We start from the raw sequence: 2,327 nt of genomic DNA on the forward strand, positions 1-2,327 counted from the left end.
ACGCCGGCCATGGATTCGCTGCGGGTTGCCGCAGACTTGATCGAGGGTGCCACTCACCAGAAGCGGTGACTGATCTTCCATCGCTGGAGAACGTCCGCGACGACGTCGCGTACCGCGCTGTCGGTGACCATGCGATCGGGGTCCATGCCGTGCAGTGTGATCGTGATGGCCTCGTCGGTTTCGGTCGCCCACGCGGTCGAGCCACCACCGAGCGTTCGAGCGAACGCAGCGTCCGCTCCCGCGAATGTTGCGCGCGCCGCCACACTGCGAGCCCGTACCCCACCGATCGTGATGAAGTCCTCGGGCAGCTGTCCGAGGTTCGAACACAGCCCCTCCGCTCCGTCGGTCGGCATCGGAAGCCTCGCGACCACCACATCGGGCAGCATCTGAATGAGCGGCAGCGGGACGGTCGGCGACGCGGTGCCGGCCTTCTGACGCGCAGTGAAGTCCGTGAATGCGGCTTTGCTCGCTTTCCTGATCCGAGTGAGGTCTCGGTCCTGACGATCCGATACCGGCACCCGAACCGGAATGATCTTGGTCGAGTTGGAGTCGATATCGAGCGGGTCACGATCGCTGTACGGGAGCGCCCTCCGCAGCTCGTCACCCGGCATCGCTCGGCCGAGTGCTTCCGATATCGCGGTCATCACGCCGATGAAGAGGGAGTTGGAAGTTCCACCCCACTCGGCCGCCGCAGCATGCCATTCGGCAGCGGAACACTCGACCACCACGTACGGCGGGCTCCACGGGCCCGAGGCCTGATCCACGTTCTGCCGCCTGGGGGGATCGATCTGTCCTGATCCGGACGCGGAGTCCTGCCCCGAGGAGAAGACTGACGTTGCGGTAGCGACCACCTTCTCGGCCACCCACTGCAGAATCGGCTTCGCTTCACCGACGGTATCGCCGAGATCCTCGACGATTCCGCCGAAGAGCGATGGGCTCGTGCCCAGGTCACGCGCATCGACCCTGCTGTTGTCCGAATTTGCTCGACGAATGGCCTCGACCATGGCGGCGCCGTCGGCGACCATGTGGGAGCAGACGAGAGAAACGACCATCCCCCCTCCGGACAGCGGTGCGGCAGCAAGCTGCCAGCCGATACCCGCCTCGGGGTCCAGATCATCGATGACCCGCTGTTCCGCCCAGCAGAGGACGGTGTCCGAAGGTAGCGGCGACGTGGCGAGCTCGAGTGGAAGCGACACGGTCGACGCGACCCATCGATGTCGGGCGGTCGGCAGCGTCGGCGGTTCGACCCTGCGCGCCAACAACCCTCTCGACAGGTTCGTTCGCAGTTTTTCGAGGTCATCGCCCGAAACGGCAGTGTCGAGCAGCCAAAGAAACTGATTGACGACGGGATTGCCGATTCCATGATGCATTCGCAGGAATAAGTGATCCGCAAATCCAATTCGGGTCATGCGAAAAATGTACTACAAAAGCCTATATAGCGCGGTTTCGTCAACTCGCAGATTAATTCCAGGTTTCGAGTAGTCACATGCGAATTAGTCGAATTCGAAGCCGAGGTCCGTACGGATTGGTTCGTTTACAAAGTGTGTGACAGGCCATAGAAATCGGAGCGGCGCTGCGGTCACCGGTCACCACCCGGTCGACGATGCACCCTTCGTCGCACTTCGCAACTCGACGCAAAAGTGTCCCATAATGGTTGCACTGCAACGGCATTCACAGCTTCCCGAAATCGGGCGACTCCGACAATCATGATCATCGACCCCCGTCAAGACGATGCCAGGTGATCAACAACACTTTTTTGCATAGCGAATTACCTGCCGATTCGACCTACTGTCATTGTCGAAACCAATACCGAGCGCAATGGCTGCGCCGGTAGCCGTATATGCGTTACAGGTACACAGTGCAGTGTCAACCAGTGCGCAGTCACGCCTCGAGATGGTGCCTGCACGACGCTGATCGAGCGCTGCAGCACGAATCGTCCACCATGTTGCCAGTCGCCGCTGGCCGAGCTCGGAATTGGATACATTCGATGGAATACACCGAACTGGCCGACTACCCGCTACCTGCAGGAAAGCTCACCGAGTGGGTACCTGCTGTGACCGACTCGGCGTGGGCCGAGGACCCGCGCGGTGTCTCGTTCACGCACGAAGACCATTGCAGTCGCGGCAACGACGGATCCTGGATCGGCACCGTATTCGAGATTCACCGCCGCTACGACGCCGAGGTGATGCGTCGGACCATTCTGAGCTACGTCGAACGGCACGAAGCGTTCCGTACTCGCGTCGAGCCGGACCCCGCGACCGGAACCTGGCGACGGTTCACGGTCCCGGCGGACGCCGTGCGCGTCGATATCCGGCAGGAGCAGAAGA

1 protein-coding gene and 1 pseudogene are annotated in these 2,327 nt (G+C 61.7%); one reads left to right on the forward strand and one right to left on the reverse strand.

Features of this window, described 5'->3' with window-relative positions; all coding sequences use genetic code 11:
- Window positions 1-53 precede the first annotated feature (53 nt).
- Window positions 54-1,409 carry a hypothetical protein gene (locus A2J03_RS23885; RefSeq protein ID WP_231912692.1) on the reverse strand — a complete coding sequence of 452 codons (1,356 nt, stop codon included), beginning with the start codon at window positions 1,407-1,409 and terminating at the stop codon, window positions 54-56.
- Between the two features lie 578 nt (window positions 1,410-1,987).
- On the opposite strand from A2J03_RS23885, the pseudogene A2J03_RS23890 reads away from it, so the two are divergent.
- Window positions 1,988-2,327: pseudogene (locus A2J03_RS23890) on the forward strand (condensation domain-containing protein); the annotation flags it as partial.

This window comes from Rhodococcus sp. EPR-157 (assembly GCF_001647195.1).
Classification (GTDB): domain Bacteria; phylum Actinomycetota; class Actinomycetes; order Mycobacteriales; family Mycobacteriaceae; genus Rhodococcoides.

Excerpts from the sequence above, each read along its gene's own strand:
- A2J03_RS23885 (WP_231912692.1), bottom strand. The coding sequence starts at position 1,409 with ATGACCCGAATTGGATTTGCGGATCACTTATTCCTGCGAATGCATCAT.